Genomic DNA, 19,209 nt, shown 5'->3' with positions numbered 1-19,209 from the left:
CTTGAACGCCCGCTCAACTAGTTGTGCTTCTCAAAGCACCAAGGAGACTGAAAAAGTGACGACCCGTATTGGTATCAACGGCTTTGGCCGTATTGGCCGCAACTACTTCCGCGCAGCCCTGGCACAGGGCGCGGACCTGGAGATCGTTGCAGTCAACGACCTCACCAGCCCGGAGGCCCTCGCCCACCTGTTCAAGTACGACTCCGTAGGCGGCCGCCTGAAGGAAACCATCGAGGTCAAGGACGGCAACATCGTCGTCAACGGCAACGTCGTCAAGGTCCTGGCAGAGCGCGATCCCGCCAACCTCCCGTGGGGCGAGCTGGGCGTGGACATCGTGATCGAATCCACCGGCTTCTTCACCAAGGCCGCCGATGCGCAGAAGCACATCGACGCCGGCGCCAAGAAGGTCCTGATCTCCGCCCCGGCATCGGATGAGGACATCACCATCGTGATGGGTGTTAACCACAACCTTTACGACAACGCGACGCACCACATCATCTCCAACGCGTCCTGCACCACCAACTGCCTTGGCCCGCTGGCCAAGGTGGTCAACGACGAGTTCGGCATCGAGCGCGGCCTCATGACCACCGTCCACGCCTACACCGCAGACCAGAACCTGCAGGACGGCCCGCACAAGGACCTGCGCCGTGCACGCGCCGCAGCCGTCAACATGGTCCCCACGTCCACGGGTGCCGCCAAGGCTATCGGCCTGGTCCTGCCCGAGCTCAAGGGCAAGCTGGACGGCTACGCCATCCGCGTTCCCGTCCCCACCGGCTCCGCCACCGACCTCACCGTCACCGTCTCCCGCGAGACCACCGTGGAGGAAGTCAACGCCGCCCTCAAGCGCGCCGCCGAATCCGAGGAACTGCAGGGCTTCCTGACCTACACGGACGAGCCCATCGTCTCCTCCGACATCGTCGGCGACCCCGCCTCGTCCATCTTCGACTCCGGCCTCACCAAGGTGATCGGCAACCAGGTCAAGGTTGTTTCCTGGTACGACAACGAATGGGGCTACTCCAACCGGCTCGTTGACCTTACGGAGCTTGTCGCGTCCAAGCTGGGCTAGGGTTAGACACATGACATCTAACACCCTCAACGAACTGATCGCTGAAGGTGTCCGCGGGCGGTACATTCTGGTTCGAAGTGACCTGAATGTGCCGCTCGACGGCTCTACAGTGACTGACGACGGCCGGATCAAGGCCTCACTGCCAGTCCTGCGAAAGCTCACGGACGCCGGTGCCCGCGTGCTGGTAACAGCCCACCTCGGCCGCCCCAAGGGCGCCCCGGAGGAAAAGTACTCCCTGCGCCCTGCAGTGACCCGCCTGGCTGAACTGGCCGGCTTCAAGGTCACGCTGGCCGCAGACACCGTGGGCAGCTCCGCCAAGGAAGCTGCTTCCTCCCTCCAGGACGGTGAAGTGCTGGTCCTGGAGAACGTGCGCTTCGATGCCCGCGAAACCAGCAAGGACGACGCCGAGCGCGGCGCCTTCGCTGACGAGCTGGTGGCCCTGACAGGTGATATCGGAGCCTACGTGGACGACGCCTTCGGTGCCGTGCACCGCAAGCACGCAAGCGTCTACGACGTCGCCACCCGGCTGCCGTCGTACCTCGGCGACCTCGTTCATACCGAGGTGGAGGTCCTGCGCAAGCTCACCGCGGACACCCAGCGCCCCTACGTGGTGGTGCTCGGCGGGTCCAAGGTCTCGGACAAGCTGGCCGTTATCGACAACCTGCTCGGCAAGGCAGACACCATCCTGGTGGGCGGCGGCATGCTGTTCACGTTCCTTGCCGCGGCCGGGCACAAGGTTGGCTCCAGCCTGCTGGAAGAAGACCAGATCCCCGAAGTCCAGGACTACCTGAAGCGCGCAGCGGACGCCGGCACCGAATTTGTGGTGCCCACGGACGTGGTGGTGGCGGAGAAGTTCGCCGCCGACGCCGTCCACGAGACCGTTGCCGCCGACGCCATCGAGGGCAGCAGCTTCGGTGAGCAGGGCATCGGCCTGGACATCGGACCCGACTCGGCAGCCGCTTTCGCCGAGCGGATCAAGGGTGCCAAGACCGTCTTCTGGAACGGGCCCATGGGTGTCTTCGAATTCGAGGCGTTCTCCGCCGGTACCCGAGCCATCGCGCAGGCCCTCACCGAAACCGGAGCCTTCACCGTTGTGGGAGGTGGCGACTCAGCCGCCGCAGTCCGCACCCTCGGGTTCGCCGATGACCAGTTCGGCCACATTTCCACCGGTGGCGGTGCCAGCCTGGAATACCTCGAAGGCAAGGAACTCCCGGGGCTCAGCGTCCTGAACCGGTAGCAACAGTGTCCGGTAATAACAGCGTCCGGTAGCAACAGTGTCCGGTACCAGTACCGGACGTCCTCCGGCCGGCAGGTTGCCTCGCGGCAGCCTGCCGGCCGAACACTTATTCAGACTTTTTTGGAGAACACGTGACATCGTCAACGAACGGCGCTTTTGACCGCAAGCCCTTCATCGCGGGCAACTGGAAAATGAACATGGACCACGTCCAGGGCATCACCCTCCTGCAGAAACTTGCCTGGACCCTCTCGGATGCCAAGCACGACTACAGCCGGGTGGAGGTTGCTGTCTTCCCCCCGTTCACCGATCTCCGCGGCGTGCAGACCCTGGTCCAGGGCGACGACCTGGATGTTGCCTACGGCGGCCAGGACCTTTCCCAGTTCGATTCCGGCGCCTACACCGGTGACATCTCCGGCCAGTTCCTGAACAAGCTGGGCTGCAAGTACGTCCTGGTGGGCCACAGTGAGCGGCGGACCATCCACAACGAGTCTGACGACGTCCTCAATGCCAAGGTCAAGGCTGCCTTCAAGCACAACCTCGTTCCCGTGCTCTGCGTGGGCGAAGGCCTGGAGATCCGCCAGGCCGGAACGCACGTCGAGCACACCCTTGCCCAGCTCCGCGCCGGTGTCGCCGGGCTGAGCCCCGAGCAGGCCGCCGAACTGGTGGTGGCCTACGAGCCCGTGTGGGCCATCGGAACGGGCGAGGTTGCAGGACCGGCGGACGCACAGGAAATGTGCGCCGCCATCCGCGCCGAGCTTGAGTCCCTGTTCGATGCCGCAACTGCTGCCAAGACGCGCCTCCTGTACGGCGGTTCGGTCAAGGCCAACAACGCCGCCGCCATCCTGAAGGAACGCGATGTAGACGGCCTGCTGGTAGGCGGCGCAAGCCTCGATCCGGCCGAGTTTGCTAATATTGTCAGGTTCGAGAGTCACCTGGTGACGGACTAGTCCGTCCCGCCGCGCACACTCCCGTCATTCCAACTTTCTGAAAGGCCGTCGTGGACGTTCTTCATGTCATTCTGCAGATCCTCCTTGGCATCACCAGCCTCCTGCTGACGTTGCTGATCCTCCTCCACAAAGGACGGGGCGGGGGACTGTCCGACATGTTCGGTGGCGGCATGAGTTCTGGCTTGAGCTCCTCAGGCGTGGCAGAGCGCAACCTGAACCGGTTCACCATCATCCTCGGCGTTACTTGGGGCATCGTGATCATCGCCCTGGGACTGATCATGCGCTTCACCGGCAGCGGCGACTCCTGATTCCTGCCTAAAAGGTTCGGCGCGGGCACTGCCGCGGCGCCGGTCCGCGAACTAAACTGTGGCTGTCGGTTCTCCGGCAGCCACAGTTCTGTTTAACACAGGCAGGAGTCTCGATGATTCATCCAACATCAGGTTTCCGGGGCACCCGCGCGGGTGCAACGGCGGGAACAGGGACCAGCCTGGAGACGGGGGCCCAAAGGAATGAGCTTCCCCGCATACGCATCTCGTACCTGTGCGCGAAAGGACACGAAACGCAGCTGGTCTTCCTGAAACTCCCCGAGGAGCAGATCCCGGTGGTGTGGGACTGCCGGCGCTGCGGGACGGCTGCAGCCCGGGACGGCGTGGCGCTTGCCGACACGGACATCCTCGAGGACGGCTACAAGAGCCACCTGGAATACGTTAAAGAGCGGCGCTCCAGCCAGGACGCCGAAGACCTCCTGGCTGGAGCGCTGGAAAAGCTACGCGCCCGCAGCGTCCTTCCGGACGAGCTGATGCGGGACGCGTGAGGCGGCGTTTTCGTCGATAAGCCACAGGGTCCGCGACGTACCACGCGGACCGGCAGCCGGAACCTGGACGGGATTGGCGCCGGCCAAGGCCAGCCCCACAGCGCCGGCCTTGTCCTCGCCGGCCACCACCATCCAAACCTCGGCAGCCGTATTGATCGCCGGCAGCGTGAGGGACACGCGCAGGGGCGGTGGCTTGGGCGAATTGCGGACGCCCACCACCGTGCGGGTTTTCTCCCGGATGCCGGCCTGCTCGGGGAAGAGTGACGCGATGTGCGCGTCCGGTCCCACACCCAGCAGGACAACGTCCAGGCGGGGGAGCGCGGAGGGCTCCTCCGGCCGGTCATCGGACATGTCGGCCGCGTGCTCTTCAGCCGCCGCCTCCCGCAGGCGGCGCGCGTAGTCCTCCGCGGCCTCCTCCGGGCTGTCGAAGTGGTCCGAGGAACCAGGCTCGTGGATCCGCTCAGGGTCTACCGGGATGTGCGCGAGCAACGCATCGTACGCCTGCCTGGTGTTGCGGTCAGCATCGGTTGAGGCGACGAACCGCTCGTCTCCCCACCAGAAATTGACCTTCGACCAGTTGACTGCGGGAGCAGCCGGAGAGTCAGCAACAGCCTTCAGCGTGCCAATGCCCACCGTGCCGCCGGTCAGCACCACGGTAGCTTCACCGTACTTGTCCTGCACATCAACAAGCTTGGTAATCAGGCGGGCCGCAATGGCTGCCATCAGCACCGACGAATCAGGATGGATGCTTACTCTTGGCTCAACGCTCACTGGGTCGGACGCTCCTTAGATTGGTTCGTGGCAGTCCCATAGTAATCACTTCGCCGAAGACTTCGTCCGGGTCCAGGCGTCGCAGCTCCTCGGCCAGGCAGTCGCGGAGGCTGCGCCGCGGCAGCGTGATCCGCTGGGCGGGCTGGCCCGGCTGGGTCAGCTCGGCCACGGACAGTCCCGGGCGGAAGAGCTGGACGTCGCCGCCGGGGCGGGACAGCCGGACGCGCCGGATGCCCGTCCCGGCGGGGTCCGCCACGATGGTCACCGGTGCTTCCAGGGCGAGGGTGAGCCACGCCGCGAGGAGGATGGTGGACGGGGAGTCCGAGGCACCCTCGACGGCGACAGCAGTCACCGGCGAGGAGTCCACTTCGTCGAGGGCCGCCGCGAGCTGGATCCGCCAGTTGGTCAGGCGGGTCCAGGCCAGGTCCGTGTCGCCGGCCCGGTAGGTTTTATGGATCCGCGCCAATGCCGCCTGTGGGTCCGGTTCGTTGGCGGAGTCGGTGATCCGGCGGTGCGCGATCCGCCCGATGGAGGTTTCGCACGCGTTCTCCGGGGCGCCGTGCGGCCACCAGGCCACGATCGGCGCGTCCGGCAGGAGCAGCGCGGCCACGAGGGACTCGGACTCGTGGGCGAGCTGGCCGTAGCCGCGCAGCACGATCACCTCGGAGGCGCCGGCGTCACCGCCCACCCGGATCTGGGCATCCAGCCGGTCCTCGGCGTCCGCTCCGGCGTCGGCCAGGACGATGATCCGGCAGGGGTGTTCCCGGCTGGCATCGTTGGCCGCCTCGATCGCTTCCTCCTCAAGACCGGACTTGGTGACCACCACGAGGGTGAGCACCCGGCCCAGGGCGATCACGCCGCCCTGCTCACGCAGGGCCATGAGCTTCTTGGAAACGTTGGAGGTGGTGGTGTCCGGCAGGTCTACAATCATGGCCTTCTCCAGGTTCTTCCGTCGCGGGCCAGCAGCTCATCGGCACTGGCCGGGCCCCAGGAGCCGGGGGCGTAGGGTTCGGGCTGTTCGTCCAGGGTGGCCCAGTAGTCCTCGAACGGGTCAAGGATCTTCCAGGACAGCTCCACTTCCTCATGCCGCGGGAACAACGGCGGCTCGCCCAGGAGCACGTCCAGGATCAGCCGCTCATACGCCTCGGGGCTGGACTCGGTGAACGAGTGGCCGTAGCCGAAGTCCATCGTCACGTCCCGGACTTCCATCTGCGTGCCCGGGACCTTGGACCCGAACCGGATGGTCACGCCCTCGTCGGGCTGGACCCGGATCACCACGGCGTTCTGGCCGAAGTCATCCTCCCCGTGGTCACGGAACAACAGGTTGGGTGCACGCTTGAACACCACCGCGATCTCGGTCACGCGCCGGCCCAGGCGCTTGCCGGCGCGCAGGTAGAACGGTACACCGGACCAGCGGCGGGTGTGGATGTCCACCCGGATCGCTGCGAACGTTTCGGTGGTGGAATCGGCCGGGATGCCCTCTTCCTCCAGGTAGCCCTGGACCTGTTCGCCGCCCTGCCAGCCGCCGGTGAACTGGCCCCGCGCGGAGTGCGTGGACAGGTCCTCGGGGAGCTTGACGGCGGCGAGGACCTTTTCCTTCTCCGCGCGCAGGTCATCGGCGTTGAAGGAGATGGGCTCCTCCATCGCGGTCAGCGCCAGCAACTGGAGCAGGTGGTTCTGGATCACGTCCCTCGCGGCGCCGACGCCGTCGTAATACCCTGCCCGGCCGCCGGTGCCGATGTCCTCGGCCATGGTGATCTGGACATGGTCCACGTAGTTCGCGTTCCACAACGGCTCGAACAGCTGGTTCGCGAACCGCAGCGCGAGGATATTCTGGACCGTTTCCTTGCCCAGGTAGTGATCGATCCGGAACACGGCATCCTGCGGGAACACCGATTCCACGATGTCGTTCAGCTTCCGGGCCGACTCAAGGTCGTGCCCGAACGGCTTCTCGATCACCACGCGCCGCCACTTGTCCCCCTCGGCCTGCGCCAGGCCGTGCTTGGACAGCTGCCGGCAGACCTGCTCGAACGCCTTCGGCGGGATCGACAAATAGAACGCGTGGTTCCCGCGGGTGCCACGGACATCATCGAGTTCCTTGATGGTCTCACCCAGACGCTCAAACGCGCCGTCGTCGTCGAACTCGCCCTGGACAAAACGGATGCCCTCGGACAGCTGGTTCCACACCGCTTCATCAAACGGTGTGCGCGCGTAGGCCTGGACGGAAGCCTTCACCTGGCTGGCGAAATCCTCATCAGTCCACTCCCGCCGCCCAAAGCCCACCAAGGCAAAGCTCGGCGGCAGCAGCCCGCGGTTGGCGAGGTCATACACGGCGGGCATGAGCTTCTTGCGGGCCAGGTCGCCGGTGACTCCGAAGAGCACCAACGAGGACGGACCAGCGATCCGGTTCAAACGGCGGTCGCGGGGGTCCCGGAGCGGATTGCGCAGCGTTTTGCCGGGACGCGTCCCGGGCGACCTGCCGTATTCAGTTTCTGGCATGTTGCTTTTGTGCCTTAGCTTTCGGTGACGGAGGCTGACCTGGCGGACAGCGCAGCAATGATGTCCTGCAACTGTGCCACACCGGCAGCCCGGTTCGTCAGGTGCAGGCGGAGCACGGGACGTCCGTGATCGCTGAGGACCTGGGCATCGCCCGCAGCCTGCGCGGCTATAAGTTTCCCGAAGGTGAAAGGACGCTCCGGGATGGCAAGGTCCTCCGCCGAAGCAGCGGTGACCTGCAGGAATACGCCGATTGCAGGGCCGCCCTTGTGGAACTGGCCGGTGGAGTGCAGGAACCGGGGTCCCCACCCGAACGTCACGGGACGGCCGGTGACGGCCGCGAGCTCGTCGCGGACGCCTTCCAGCTGCGCGAACGCCAGCCGGTCAAAGTAGGCCTGGACACTGAGGTAGCTGTCCGCCTCAAGCGTGTCCAGCAGCGCCTTGACCGCGCCCTCTGCGGTGGCAGCATCGCCCAGCCAGTCGCCGCCGCGGACCTCGATGGCACCATCAACGAAAGCTGCCGGCGTGGGCTCGGGCTGCGCATCCAGCAGGCCGCGGGCGGCCACCTTGGCGGCCTCCACGTCCGGCTGGTCGAACGGGTTGATCCCCAGCAGGCGCCCGGCCACGGCCGTGGCGAACTCCCAGACCATCATCTGCGCGGCCAGGCCGCCGGCGATGGCAACCTGGTTCTCACCGAGTTCGACGTCGGCATCCGCGGCCACCAGCCGCACCACCAGGACATCCGGCGCGCCCGAGGTCACCTCAGGTGAAGAAGGGCCCGCCACCACCGGCAGGACGCCGGTGCCCAGCTTGCCCGTGGACTCCGCGATCAGCTGCTCAGCCCAGTCGGCGAAGCCCACAATGCCCGAACCGTCCTCGGCGATGACGATCTTGTTGCGCAGCGGGCTGGTCCCGCCCAGCGCGGTTCCCAGTGCCAAGCCGATGTTCTCGGGAGCATCCTCATTGAGGACCTCGGCAGCTTCCTCGGCCTCATCCAGGAACGCCTGGATGTCCACGCCGGCTAAGCCCGAAGGCACCAGGCCGAACGCGGTCAGCGCGGAGAAGCGGCCGCCCACGTTGGGGTCGGCGTTGAAGACGGCCCGGTAGCCAGCCTCGCGGGAAGCCTTGTCCAGCGGGGAGCCCGGGTCGGTGACGATGATGATCCGGCTCGCGGCATCGATCCCGGCGTCGTTGAACGCCTTTTCGAAAACCCGCCGCTGGGAATCAGTCTCAACGGTGGAACCGGACTTGGAGGAGACCACGATGGCGGTCTCTTCCAACCGGTCCGCCAGGGCAGCACGGACCTGGTCCGGGTCTGTGCTGTCCAGCACAGTCAGCTCGACGCCGGCGGTTCCGGCGATGACCTCCGGAGCCAGCGAGGATCCGCCCATGCCGCAAAGCACGATGCGGTTCACCCCCTCGGCCCGGAGGGCGTCGCGCAGTTCCAGGATCTCCAACACCTGCGGCTGCGAGACGGTGGCCGCCTCAACCCAGCCGAGGCGGATCGCGGACTCGGACTCGGCGTCGGGACCCCACAGGGTGTGGTCCTTCGCGAAGATCCGGGTGGCGATCCGGTCCTCCACCAGTGCGGGAAGGTGCTGTTCGAGTGCCTGCTGTGCGGCACCGGTGGCTTCGTAGCTGAGTGTGCTCATTGTTGGTTAGGAAGCCTTCCGTGCAGAGGCCAGGGCGCCCTCGACGTCGCCGAGCAGTTCCTTCCAGCTGGCCACGAACTTGTCCAGGCCTTCTGATTCGAGGATTGCGACGACGTCGTTGTAGGAGATGCCGAGCTTCTCGAGCGCGTCGAGGGTGGCGTTGGCTTCGGCGTAGTTGCCGGTGATGGTGTCGCCGGTGACCACGCCGTGGTCGAACGTGGCGTCCAGCGTCTTCTCGGGCATGGTGTTCACCACGCCGGGGGCAACGAGCTCGGTGACGTAGAGGGTGTCCGGGTAGGCCGGGTCCTTGACACCGGTGGAGGCCCACAGCGGGCGCTGGGGGAGTGCACCGGCTTCGGCCAGCAGGGCCCAGCGCTCGGTGGCGAAGAGCTCTTCGTAGACCTGGTAGGCGAGGCGGGCGTTGGCGACGCCGGCCTTGCCCTTGAGGGCCTTGGCTTCATCGGTGCCGATGGCGTCCAGGCGCTTGTCGATCTCGGTGTCCACGCGGGAAACGAAGAAGGATGCCACGGAGTGGATCTTTGAAAGATCGTGGCCGTTTTCCTTGGCCTGCTCCAGGCCGGCCTGGAAGGCGTTGATGACGGCGCGGTAGCGCTCCAGCGAGAAGATCAGCGTCACGTTGACGCTGATGCCCTCGGCCAGGGTGGCGGTGATTGCCTCCAGACCTTCAAGCGTGGCCGGGATCTTGATGTGGACGTTGTCCTTGTTGACCTTCTTGTAGAGGTGCTTCGCTTCGGCGATGGTGCCGGCGGTGTCCCAGGCCAGGCGCGGGTCAACTTCGATGGACACGCGGCCGTCAACGCCCTTGGTGGCTGCTGCCACGGGGGCGAAGAGATCGCAGGCGTCGGCGACGTCGGTGGTGGTGATCTCGAAGATGGTGTCCTCGACGCTGGCCCCGGCTGCTGCCTGGGCGGCGATGGTGGCGTCGTAATCCGTGCCGGCCGTGATGGCGGCGTGGAAGATGGACGGGTTGGTGGTCACGCCAACCACGTTCTTCTCTTCGATGAGCTTGCGCAGGGTGCCGGTTTCGAGGCGTCCGCGGGAAAGGTCATCGAGCCAGATGGAAACTCCGGCCTCGGAGAGCTGCTGTGTGGGAGTAGTCATAGTGTTTATCTCCTCAGAAATCGGTTATTAGGCCTGGGCGGCGGCGAGGGAGTCTTTGGCAGCGGCAGCAACTGCTTCCGCGGTGATGCCGAACTCCTGGAAGAGGCGCTTGTAGTCGGCGGAAGCGCCGTAGTGCTCTAGGCTGACGGAACGGCCGGCGTCGCCGACGAATTCCTTCCAGCCCAAGGCAAGTCCTGCTTCAACGGATACGCGGGCCTTGACGGCCGCGGGCAGCACGGACTCGCGGTAGGCGGCGTCCTGCTTGTTGAACCATTCAACGCACGGCATGGAGACGACGCGGGCGGCGATGCCTTCGGCCTGCAGGGCTTCGCGGGCCTGGACGGCCAGCTGGACCTCGGACCCGGTGGCGATCAGGATCACGTCGGCCGGAACGGTGGCACCGTCCTTGGCCGCTTCGGCCAGGACGTACCCGCCCTTGGCGACGCCGGCAACGGAACCGAAGGTGTCGCCGTCGGCCTGGCCTTCGCCGCGCTCCCAGGTGGGGATGTTCTGGCGGGTCAGCACAATGCCGGCGGGGTTGCCGTGGTTCTCCAGCATGGTCTTCCAGGCAACAGCCACTTCGTTGGCGTCACCGGGCCGGACCACGTCCAGGCCCACGATGGCGCGCAGCGAGGCAAGCTGCTCCACCGGCTGGTGGGTGGGGCCGTCTTCGCCCAGTCCGATGGAGTCGTGCGTCCAGACGTACAGGGACGGGACACCCATCAGGGCGCCGAGGCGGATCGCGGGGCGCTGGTAGTCACTGAAGATCAGGAACGTGCCCGAGAACGCGCGGGTCCGGCCGTGCAGGCTGATGCCGTTCACGATCGAGGCCGCGGCGTGTTCGCGGATACCGAAGTGCAGGACCCGGCCGTAGGGGTTGCCCTTCCAGGCGTCCGTCTGCTTGGAGGCGGGAACGAACGACGGCGAGCCTTCGATGGTGGTGTTGTTGGACTCGGCGAGGTCGGCGGAACCGCCCCACAGTTCGGGCAGGACCGGGCCCAGTGCGTTCAGGACCTTGCCGGATGCGGCGCGGGTTGAGACGTCCTTGCCGGCGGGGAAGACCGGAAGCGCGGCGTCCAGGCCTTCGGGAAGTTCCTTGGCCTCGATGCGCTGCAGCAGGGCCGCGCCCTCGGGGTTGGCTGCCTGCCAGGCGTTGAAGGACTCTTCCCATTCCTTGCGGGCGGCGGCACCGCGGTCCACCACGGCGCGGGCGTGGGCCAGGACGTCCTGGTCCACGTCAAAGGACTTGGCGGGATCGAAGCCCAGGACCTCTTTAAGCGCTGCGACTTCCTCGGCACCGAGGGCAGAGCCGTGGATCTTGCCCGTGTTCTGCTTCTTGGGGGCCGGGTAGCCGATGATGGTGCGCAGCGAAACGATGGAGGGCTTGGACGTTTCAGCCTTGGCCGCTAGGAGCGCGGAGTAGAGCTCCTGCACGTCTTCCTTGTATTCGCCGGTCTTGGTCCAGTCCACACGCTGGACGTGCCAGCCGTAAGCCTCGTAGCGCTTCAGGACATCTTCGGTGAAGGCGATGTCGGTGTCGTCCTCGATGGAGATGTGGTTCTCGTCGTAGACAACAACAAGGTTGCCCAGTTCCTGGTGGCCGGCCAGCGAGGACGCCTCGGACGTGACGCCTTCCTGCAGGTCGCCGTCGGAAGCAATCACCCAGATGGTGTGGTCGAACGGGCTGGTCCCCGGGGCGGCGTCGGCGTCGAACAGTCCGCGCTGGCGGCGCTGGGAGTACGCGAAGCCAACCGAGGACGCCAGGCCCTGGCCCAGCGGGCCGGTGGTGATCTCCACACCCGCGGTGTGCTTGTACTCAGGGTGGCCCGGGGTCAGTGAACCCCAGGTCCGCAGCGCCTCGAGGTCCTTCAGCTCCAGGCCGTAACCGGAAAGGAACAGCTGGATGTAGAGGGTGAGGGAGGTGTGGCCCGGGGACAGGACAAAACGGTCACGTCCCAGCCACTCCGGGTTGCGCGGATCGTGGCGCATCAGCTTCTGGAAGAGAAGGTACGCGGCCGGCGCCAGGCTCATGGCGGTTCCGGGGTGGCCGTTGCCCACCTTCTCCACCGCGTCTGCGGCCAGAACGCGGATGGTATCCACCGCGCGCTGGTCCAGGTTGGTCCAAGACAGTTCTTGCTCTTCCAAATGTGGCACGAAAACCGGGCCCCTCTCTATGCTGATGGCAGGCGGTACACCGGGTCCGTTTGAAGGCGCGCCGTGTGGCGCCCGCTGCGGTGTGTACCAGCCGTTCACCATCGAAACGTTGATCTTTCATTCAGCCACTGGCCAGACCGGGAATGCGTTTTCCACTGCTTCCTGCTGCGTGCTGATCTGTTTGACAGCTTAGCTCGATTCCATTCTCCGGGCGGCCCAAATCTCACGTTGTGGACGCAATTTCCGCTTATATGAATCCTCCTGAAGTGAGGTTGAGTTAATCTGCTCGAATCGGTGCGCGCGCAATCACCAGCACCAATTCCGGGACGATTGCCGCGGCTGCATGACGGACCGTTGGGAGGGGAGCGGCACGGTATGATATTTGGAGGCCAGCGCCGGGTTGCAGACCTTTATGGCCGCCCGGGGACTCCCGGCCACGGCGCGCGGATCACCTGATAATGGTTCCGCCGGCGCCCGGACGGGCAGGGCCGCACGACACAGCTGGACAGCCAGACAGAACTGCCAACAGAACGGGTGACTGCCACCGTGAGCACAACAGATACGCCGCTGAACGCATCCCGGACAAGCGCCGGGATTGCCCGTAAAGCAAAGGCGTATCTCGCCCTCACCAAGCCCCGCGTGATCGAACTGCTGCTGGTCAGTACCCTGCCCACCATGATCTATGCCGAGCGCGGCTTTCCCTCCATCGGGCTGATCCTGGCCACCCTGGTGGGCGGTGCGTTCGCCGCAGGCAGCGCAGGAGCCTTCAACTGCTACATCGACCGCGACATCGACAAGCTGATGCACCGCACCGAGAACCGGCCGCTGGTTACCGGTGAGGTCACTCCTCGTGAAGCCCTGGTCTTCTCGTGGCTCCTCGGGGCGGCCGCCATCGCCATCCTGTGGTTCGGGGCCAACCCGCTGTCCGCCTGGCTCGGACTGGGCGCCATCTTCTTCTATGTGGTGATCTACACGATCATTCTCAAGCGGCGCACCGCGCAGAACATCGTGTGGGGCGGCGCGGCCGGCTGCTTTCCCGTCCTGATCGCCTGGGCCGCCGTCACCAACTCGGTGGAATGGCCCGCCGTGATCCTCTTTATGGTGATCTTCCTCTGGACCCCACCGCATTACTGGCCGCTGTCCATGCGGTATGGCGAGGACTACCGCAACGCCAACGTCCCCATGCTCGGCGCCATCGCCGGCGCCAAGGTGGTCTCGGTCCAGGTGGTCCTCTATGCGTGGGCCATGGTTGCATGCTCGTTGCTCATGGTTCCCGCAGGCGGAGCAGGCTGGGTCTACACCGTCACGGCTGTCCTGGCCGGCGCATGGTTCCTGTACGAATCACACTCCCTCTATAACCGGGCCCAGCGCGAGGACATCTCGGACAAGCGCGCCATGAAGGTCTTCCACGGCTCCATCAGCTACCTCACCCTGCTCTTCATCGCCCTGGCGGTTGACCCGTTCATCGGCCAGGCGGTCATGGCCGGCTGACGGTACACGGTCCTCGCTCCGGTGGTTGAGCCTGTCGAAACCCTGATTTCGACAGGCTCAACCACCGGCGTCTTTTAACCACGCCGGCCCCCAACGCGCACTCATTCGCGCCTCCTCCCCTTGCCTGGCGCGCTGTTTTGCCGGATCGCAACGACCAGCACTCCCATCAAGTTCCCCGAATAGTCGTACTGTTTTCAACAGGTTGACAAGTTTGTCATATCCGTCACGTTTCATGTCAGCGACTGTGATGGTCTGGTTACTGTGGGATGGATCCTGCCCGCGAGCAAAGGAAATCCATGGCACAGGCGCCCGATCCATCCACCGTCCCCACTGCTGTCCACAGCCCGCCAGCCCCAGGAAAGGGCGCCAGTAGATTCCGGCGGCCCGGCTTCCTCAAGCATCTCGGCAACGATATCCCGGCCTCTCTGGTGGTGTTCCTTGTTGCCCTTCCGCTTTCCCTTGGCATAGCCGCAGCATCCGGGGCGCCCATCATGGCGGGGCTGATCGCAGCCGCCATTGGCGGCATCATTGCCGGCAGCTTGGGCGGATCCCCGCTCCAGGTAAGCGGACCCGCTGCCGGACTCACCGTCGTTGTGGCCGGGCTGGTCCAGGAGTTCGGCTGGCAGGTGACCTGCGCCATCACCGCTGCGGCCGGCGTCGTCCAGCTGCTGCTGGGCATCAGCCGCGTGGGACGTGCCGCGCTGGCCGTCTCGCCCGTGGTGGTGAAGGCGATGCTCGCCGGCATCGGCATCACCATCATCCTGCAGCAGATCCAGGTTCTGCTGGGCGCCGAACCGGCCGGCTCGGCGCTGGAGAACCTGGGCGCGCTGCCCGCGGCCATTATCAACGTCGAGCTGCACGCAGCCCTGCTGGGGCTTACCGTGGTCGGCATCCTCCTGGGCTGGAAGTATCTTCCAGCAGCAGTTCGCCGCATTCCCGGGCCGTTGGCCGCCGTCGCTGCCGGCACCGCGCTTTCGGTTGCTTTCGCCCCGGCCGTCCAGCGCATCTCCTTTGAAGGCTCCATTTTCGATGCCGTTGCGTTGCCGCAGCTGCCCGAGGGCAACTGGCGTGCCGTCGCCTTCGCCGTCATCTCCATGGCCCTGATCGCCAGCATCGAGTCGCTGCTTTCCGCGGTTGCCGTCGACAAGATGCACACCGGGGCGCGCACCAACCTCAACCGCGAGCTCGTGGGCCAGGGAGCGGCCAATATCGTTTCCGGTTCCCTGGGCGGCCTGCCGGTGACCGGGGTGATTGTCCGTAGCGCCACGAACGTGGAGGCCGGCGCCGCCAGCTGCGCATCTGCGGTCCTGCATGGCGTATGGGTCCTGGCCTTCTCTGCTATCTTCGCCGGACTGATCCAGCTGATTCCGCTGTCCGTACTGGCCGGCCTGCTGGTGGTCATTGGCGCCCGCCTCATCAAGGTTGCCGATATCCGCACCAGCCTGCGCACGGGCGACCTCCTGATCTATGTGGTGACCCTCCTTTGCGTGGTGTTCCTGAATCTCCTCGAAGGCGTCATGATCGGGCTGGCGCTGGCCGCGGCCAGCGTGCTGTGGCGCGTGCTCCGCGTGGCAATCCACGCACACCAGCCAGTCTCGCCGTCGGACCTCTGGCGGGTCACCATCGCCGGGTCATGCAGCTTCTTCGCCTTGCCGCGGCTGAACCACATCCTCCACCCGGTTCCCGAGGGAACGGCCGTTGTGGTGGAACTGAACGCAGACTATGTAGACCACGCCTTCCGCGAAGCCCTGATCGCCTGGCAGAAGCAGCACGAAGCGGCCGGCGGTTCCGTCCGCCTTGAAGAACACGGAAACACCCTCTTCCAGGACGCGGCACACCGGACCCCACAGCGGCAGGAAGCCCGGGAATTTCCGCTTCCGCCCAGGACGTCCTGGCAGTCCGCCGGTCCGTCAGGAAATGGAGTGGTGGATTCAGCCGGTCATGAGGACGGTCCGCTCGGGTCTCTCCTGCAGGGGATTAACAAATACCACCGGCGCTTCGCCGACCAAGTCAAGCCCCTGGTGCAGGACCTAACGGACGGCCAGGATCCGGACACGTTGTTCGTTGCCTGCGTGGATTCCCGGGTCAACCCCAACCTGATCACCAGCAGCGGCCCGGGCGATCTCCTGACCCTGCGGAACATCGGCAACGTGGTGTGCCACGAAGGCCAGGATGCCTCGATCGACTCGGCCCTGTCCTTCGCGGTCAAGGGCCTCAACGTGCATTCGATCGTCATCGGCGGGCACTCCAACTGCGGTGCGATGAAAGCACTGATCGAGGACGCCACGGGGAACGGCAACGCTCCGCTCGGCGCGGGCTTCGATGCCTGGCTCAACCACGCGCGGCCCAGCTACCGCGAACTTGCCCACCATCCCGTGGCGCTGGCCGCCGGGGCTGCCGGCTACAACCAGGTGGACCAATTGGCCATGGTGAATGTCGCCGTCCAGTTGCGCAAGCTGGAGCGCCACCCTGCGGTTGGCCCTGCACTCGCCGCCGGCAGGGTGCAGGCAACCGGCCTGTTCTATGACATCGCCACGGCCCGCGTGCTGCTGGTGGAGCCGGGCGGTATCCGGTTCCTCGATCCTGCCCAGGCTGCCGCAAAAGCTGCTGCGCCGGTGCTTATCCGGTGACTGTCAAGGCTTACATCTGCGGCTAGCGCAGCAATGCCCCCGGTTCGAACCGAACCGGGGGCATTCTTTATTGCGGCGCGAAACTACTCCACCGGGCTGGCTTTGGCGAGATCCCAGGCGTTGGTTGAGGCCACCATCAGCAGCGCGGCGCCGAGCATGTGGGCAGCCACCAGGAGGGCCGGAATGCCGTTGTAGTACTGGGTGAAACCGATGATCGCCTGCAGGACGGTCACGCCAAGGAGTCCCAGCACCGCGGTCCGGAAGGGCCCCGGGATCCGGCGCAGGATCACGAGCGCCAGTGCGACGGCGGTTCCCGCAGTCACCAGGTACGCGGGCACGGCGTGGATGTGGGAGAACAGGTCCCAGTCCAGGCCGTTGCGGGGAGCATCGGCGTCGCCGGCGTGCGGTCCTGCTCCCGTGACCACCACCCCGAGCATTACGGCAATAGCTGAAAAGAGTGCGACGGCGGCCGTCACCGGCCGCATGATCCCCGGCAGTGCCGGGTGCCGGGCGGCCAGGAACCGGCCAGTCCGGCCGAAGGACCGGTTGACCAGCAGCGTGGCAAACACCACCAGCGCCATCGACACCAGGAAGTGCAGGCCCACCACCCAGGGATTAAGGTTCGTGAGCACCGTGATGCCGCCGATAATGGCCTGCGCCGGGATGCTGGCCAGGAGGCCAAGGGCCAGCAGGAAGAGATCGCGCCGCTCTTTGCGCAGGTTCCAAAGATAAACCAGCATCAGGGCGGCCACGGCTGCCAGGGCAAACGTAAGGAGCCGGTTGCCGAATTCGATGAAGCCGTGGATGCCCATCTCGGGAGTGTTCACCAGGGAGGTGTCGGTACAGCGCGGCCATGTGGGGCAGCCAAGGCCGGACGCCGTCAGCCGAACGGCCCCGCCGGTTACCACCAGGAGGGTCTGCCCAATGAGCGAAGCAACGGCAAGGCGCCGCACCCTGACGTCCACGGTGCGCGGCAGCCGGGATGACAGGCGGTTTACGAACTGGGGGAGGCGTGACGCCGTGCTCACGGATATCTCAATTCCACTTGAACCAACGGATGGCAGCTGCCCCGGCGATGACGGCCCAAAGCAGCAGGATAAGGGCGGCGGCGCCGTTGAGCGTGCCACTGAGGAAAGCTTCGCGCAGGGATTCACCCAGGGCGCCGGAAGGCAGGAAGTGCACCACTGACTGCGGGCCGGCGGGCAGCCGTTCGGCCGGGATGACAATTCCCCCCAAGGCGCCCAGGAGGATCCACAGCAGGTTGGTGATGGCCAGTGTCGCTTCCGGCCGGACCGTCCCGGCCACCAGCAGACCCAGCGCGGTAAAAGCAGCGGCACCCAGAGCCAGGAGAAACAGGCCAGGCAGCCAGCCGGCTGCCTCGGGCCGCCAGCCCAGGGCAAAAGCCACTGCACTGACGACGGCGACCTGGAGGCAGAGCACGGCGAGGACCGAAAGTGCCTTGCCGGCGATCAGTCCAGCGCGGCCCAATGGTGTGGTGGACAGGAAGCGGAGGACGCCGTAGCGGCGGTCGAAGCCGGTGGCGATGCCCTGGCCGGTGAACGCGGTGGACATGGCGCACAGCGCCAGGATGCCCGGTACGGCAACATCGACGCGGCTGCCGCCCATCCCGTCGAGGAACGGCGTCACGGTCAGGCCAACCAATGCCAGGAGCGGCAACACCACCGCCAGGATGAGTTGCTCGCCGTTGCGGAGCATGGCAAGGGCCTCGTATCTGCCCTGCAGCAGCACCCGCTGCAGCAACGAGGCAGGCCGCTGGGATCCGGACACTCCGCCCAGCGCGGCCATCGGTGCACTGCCGGCATCAGCGGAAGCGGCGCCGGAGGCTGTCCCGTTCATCGGATGTCCTTTCCCGAGATATCCAGAAAGACGTCTTCAAGGCTACGCGCCTGCAGGCTCATCGAAGCGGGCATGATGTTATGCGCTTCCCACCACCGGGCCAGGGCTGCCAGGTGGGCCGGGGTAAGGCTCCCTGTGACGGAGTAACTTCCTGCACGGGCCTCGGACACGGCAATGCCAGCCGGGAGGACGCCGTCGAAATCCAAACCCGGAGCTGCCTCGAACTCCAGGGTGCGGATGTGTTCCGCGCCGGCCTCCACTCCGGGATTGCGCCGGAGCAGTTCCTGCACGGTGCCCTCGGCGACGTTCCGGCCGCCGTCGATGATGTAAACAAAGTCAGCCAGGCGCTGGGCGTCGTCCATAAGGTGCGTAGTGAGGATGATCCCCATCCCGGCGTCCCGGAGTTCTGTGATGAGGTCAAACACCAACTGGCGGGACTGCGGGTCCAGGCCGGCGCTGGGCTCGTCAAGGAACAGTACTTCCGGCCTGCCGATCAGCGCGGCGGCCAGCGCGAGGCGCTGCTTCTGCCCCCCGGACAGGCGGCGGACGGTGGTGCGGCTGAAGGTATCAATGCCCAGGCGCTGGATTAGGTCGTCCACAGGCCACGGTGTTTCGTAGAGTCCCGCGATGTGCCGCAGCAGCGGAACGGGCCTGGACGACGGCGGCAGCCCGCCGTCCTGGAGCATCACACCTACGCGGGAGCGAAGGTCCGCCCCGGCCGAGGCAGGGTCCTGGCCCAGGAGCGAGATGGTGCCGCCGCTGCGCTTTTGGAGGCCTTGGGCGCACTCGAGTGTAGTGGTTTTTCCGGCGCCGTTGGCGCCAAGCAGTGCTGTCACCTGGCCACGCTCGGCCACAAGGGAGACGCCGCTCACCACCCGGAGCATTTTTCCGTCCAGGCTGGCAAGCGGGCCAACATCCTTAATGAGCCCGCTGATGGACAGAACCGGGGACTGGGGGGATCGCACCCCAGTA

General features: G+C 65.9%; 16 protein-coding genes. 7 read left to right on the top strand and 9 right to left on the bottom strand.

What is annotated here, in order from left to right; genetic code table 11:
* The first annotated feature begins 55 nt into the window (after positions 1-55).
* The 5 genes from gap (at position 56) to QF038_RS10615 (ending at position 4,064) form a co-directional block, all read left to right on the top strand.
* Complete coding sequence (gap, locus tag QF038_RS10635) at positions 56-1,066, top strand: type I glyceraldehyde-3-phosphate dehydrogenase (protein WP_050055344.1); 1,011 nt, start codon at positions 56-58, stop codon at positions 1,064-1,066.
* 10 nt (positions 1,067-1,076) lie between these two features.
* Entirely contained in the window at positions 1,077-2,303 is a 1,227-nt protein-coding gene (gene pgk / locus QF038_RS10630; RefSeq protein WP_307610107.1) for a phosphoglycerate kinase, read from the top strand.
* 131 nt (positions 2,304-2,434) lie between these two features.
* Positions 2,435-3,250, top strand: coding sequence for a triose-phosphate isomerase (gene tpiA / locus QF038_RS10625; RefSeq protein ID WP_307610106.1), 816 nt, complete (start codon positions 2,435-2,437; stop codon positions 3,248-3,250).
* A gap of 50 nt (positions 3,251-3,300) precedes the next feature.
* Complete coding sequence (gene secG / locus QF038_RS10620; protein WP_050055341.1) at positions 3,301-3,558, top strand: preprotein translocase subunit SecG; 258 nt, start codon at positions 3,301-3,303, stop codon at positions 3,556-3,558.
* Positions 3,559-3,671: 113 nt separating this feature from the next.
* Positions 3,672-4,064 (top strand): RNA polymerase-binding protein RbpA, encoded by a 393-nt coding sequence (locus QF038_RS10615; protein WP_307610105.1) that lies wholly within the window; start codon positions 3,672-3,674, stop codon positions 4,062-4,064.
* Here the strand turns inward: QF038_RS10615 and pgl are convergent.
* From pgl to tkt, 6 genes are read right to left on the bottom strand one after another with little or no spacing between them, the layout of a single operon-like run.
* On the bottom strand, positions 4,017-4,835 hold the full coding sequence (gene pgl, locus QF038_RS10610) for a 6-phosphogluconolactonase (protein ID WP_307610104.1): 819 nt from the start codon (positions 4,833-4,835) through the stop codon (positions 4,017-4,019). The two genes, QF038_RS10615 and pgl, sit on opposite strands and share 48 nt — an antisense overlap.
* Positions 4,825-5,766 (bottom strand): glucose-6-phosphate dehydrogenase assembly protein OpcA, encoded by a 942-nt coding sequence (locus QF038_RS10605; protein WP_307610103.1) that lies wholly within the window; start codon positions 5,764-5,766, stop codon positions 4,825-4,827. The genes pgl and QF038_RS10605 overlap by 11 nt, the downstream gene beginning before the upstream one ends.
* Complete coding sequence (gene zwf / locus QF038_RS10600; protein WP_307610102.1) at positions 5,763-7,334, bottom strand: glucose-6-phosphate dehydrogenase; 1,572 nt, start codon at positions 7,332-7,334, stop codon at positions 5,763-5,765. Before zwf ends, QF038_RS10605 begins: the two co-directional genes overlap by 4 nt.
* Positions 7,335-7,348: 14 nt before the next feature.
* On the bottom strand, positions 7,349-8,983 hold the full coding sequence (locus QF038_RS10595) for a glucose-6-phosphate isomerase (protein WP_307610101.1): 1,635 nt from the start codon (positions 8,981-8,983) through the stop codon (positions 7,349-7,351).
* Between the two features lie 6 nt (positions 8,984-8,989).
* The gene (tal, locus tag QF038_RS10590) at positions 8,990-10,105 is read right to left on the bottom strand and encodes a transaldolase (RefSeq protein ID WP_307610100.1); all 1,116 of its coding nucleotides are present in this window, start codon (positions 10,103-10,105) and stop codon (positions 8,990-8,992) included.
* Positions 10,106-10,132: 27 nt separating this feature from the next.
* Positions 10,133-12,250 carry a transketolase gene (gene tkt, locus QF038_RS10585; protein ID WP_307613446.1) on the bottom strand — a complete coding sequence of 706 codons (2,118 nt, stop codon included), beginning with the start codon at positions 12,248-12,250 and terminating at the stop codon, positions 10,133-10,135.
* 543 nt (positions 12,251-12,793) lie between these two features.
* Here tkt and QF038_RS10580 point away from each other — a divergent pair.
* Together QF038_RS10580 and QF038_RS10575 are read left to right on the top strand one after the other, a co-directional pair.
* Complete coding sequence (locus QF038_RS10580) at positions 12,794-13,750, top strand: heme o synthase (protein ID WP_091418936.1); 957 nt, start codon at positions 12,794-12,796, stop codon at positions 13,748-13,750.
* A gap of 296 nt (positions 13,751-14,046) precedes the next feature.
* Complete coding sequence (locus tag QF038_RS10575) at positions 14,047-16,380, top strand: bifunctional SulP family inorganic anion transporter/carbonic anhydrase (protein WP_307610099.1); 2,334 nt, start codon at positions 14,047-14,049, stop codon at positions 16,378-16,380.
* 83 nt (positions 16,381-16,463) lie between these two features.
* Here QF038_RS10575 and QF038_RS10570 read toward each other — a convergent pair whose 3' ends face one another.
* The 3 genes from QF038_RS10570 to QF038_RS10560 are packed head-to-tail and all read right to left on the bottom strand — an operon-like array spanning position 16,464 to position 19,202.
* On the bottom strand, positions 16,464-17,408 hold the full coding sequence (locus QF038_RS10570; RefSeq protein ID WP_307610098.1) for a heme A synthase: 945 nt from the start codon (positions 17,406-17,408) through the stop codon (positions 16,464-16,466).
* Positions 17,409-17,415: 7 nt separating this feature from the next.
* A complete protein-coding gene (locus QF038_RS10565) occupies positions 17,416-18,186 on the bottom strand; it encodes an ABC transporter permease (RefSeq protein ID WP_307613445.1) in 771 nt (256 codons plus the stop codon).
* A gap of 47 nt (positions 18,187-18,233) precedes the next feature.
* Positions 18,234-19,202 carry an ABC transporter ATP-binding protein gene (locus QF038_RS10560; RefSeq protein WP_307610097.1) on the bottom strand — a complete coding sequence of 323 codons (969 nt, stop codon included), beginning with the start codon at positions 19,200-19,202 and terminating at the stop codon, positions 18,234-18,236.
* Positions 19,203-19,209 lie beyond the last annotated feature (7 nt).

Source organism: Pseudarthrobacter sp. W1I19 (genome assembly GCF_030817835.1).
Lineage (GTDB): Bacteria > Actinomycetota > Actinomycetes > Actinomycetales > Micrococcaceae > Arthrobacter.
Note: the sequence above shows the minus strand (reverse complement) of the source record. Positions and strands in the feature narration are given on the sequence as shown.